1 protein-coding gene is annotated in these 1,289 nt (G+C 63.4%); it reads left to right on the top strand.

All coding sequences use genetic code 11. The features are described from left to right. Window positions 1–196: 196 nt before the first annotated feature. Window positions 197–1,289 (top strand): IS4 family transposase (locus tag NKG99_RS35730; protein ID WP_352874168.1); only part of this gene is annotated, 1,093 nt, incomplete at its 3' end.

Below are 1,289 nucleotides of genomic sequence, written 5' to 3'. Positions count from 1 at the left end.
GGGCTAGCGTGCGCACACATTTGCTTCGGCGCAGTTCTTGAAGGCGCCAGATAGGGGTTGAAGAAGTTGAATCGTCTGTGATTCTGTAGCTGGCATTGTTGATTCTGGAGGTTTCGACGATGGCCAAGACCTGTCTGGGATACTTCGGTGACCTGCGCCTGCAAAAAAGGGGGGCATGGTGCTGGAGCGAATGTTCATGCGCCTTAGCGCGGGCATGCGCCGGCTTGCCGATACGCGCGCCGAGAAGGTCGCCTTCACGCGCCTATTTCGCAATCCCCACGTGACGGTGCGGGAGATCCTGCGCACGGCGGCGGCACGAACGGCCGAAGCGGCCGCCGGGCGCCACGTGTTGATCATCGAGGACAGCAGCGAGATCAACTATGAGGCCAAGGCTTCGCGCAAGCGAGGCCTTGGCCGTGTCGGCAACGGCAAGGATGTCGGGCTGTTCGTGCATCCGGCGCTGGCGGTGGATGCCGTGGACGGCAGCGTTTTGGGCCTTGCGGCCGCCACGATCTGGCGACGCGAGGGGCGCAAGCAGGACAATTATCAAGCCCTGCCGATCGAAGCCAAGGAAAGCTACAAATGGATCGCCACCGCCGAAGCAGCGTGCCGGGCGCTGACCGATACGCCGCTTGTCACCGTGATCGGCGACCGCGAGGCCGATATCTACGAGGTGTTTGCAAGGCTGCCTGACGCGCGCACGCATGTGCTCATCCGTGCCGTGCGGGATCGGGCTTTGGGCGAGCAGGGCCGTCTGTTCAGCGAGATCGCCAGGACGCCGGAAGTCGGTCGTATCGCCTTTGATCTGCAGGCACGTCCCGGCCGGTCGGCGCGCACCGTCAGCTTGGCCGTTCGCCTGGCTGCGGTCACTTTGCGCCAGCCACGCCTTGGCGCCGACCCCCGCGATCCCCGCGAACTTCCGCTCAACATCGTGGAAGTGCGCGAGATTGATCCGCCTTCCCCCAAGGATGCGGTGGTCTGGCGGCTTTTGACCACCCACACCGTCAACACGTTCGCCGATGCCATCGCTGTCGTCGATCTCTACCGCAAGCGTTGGATCATCGAACAGCTGTTCCGGACCTTGAAGTCACAGGCCATCGATCTGGAGGAAAGCCTGCTTGCCGACGGCGATGCACTCGAACGTTTGGCCGCAACCGCTCTGATTGCCGCCACCAGGGTCATGCAGCTCGTGCACGGGCGCGGTGCAGTTGGCCACACCGTCAAGGCGGCTCGCCTCTTCGGCTCAACCGAGGTCACCGTTCTCGAAAGGCTGATCGACAATCTCGAGG

The sequence above is a fragment of the Mesorhizobium sp. M1409 genome, assembly GCF_040317535.1.
Lineage (GTDB): Bacteria > Pseudomonadota > Alphaproteobacteria > Rhizobiales > Rhizobiaceae > Mesorhizobium.
This window is presented reverse-complemented; position numbering and strand designations above follow the sequence as displayed.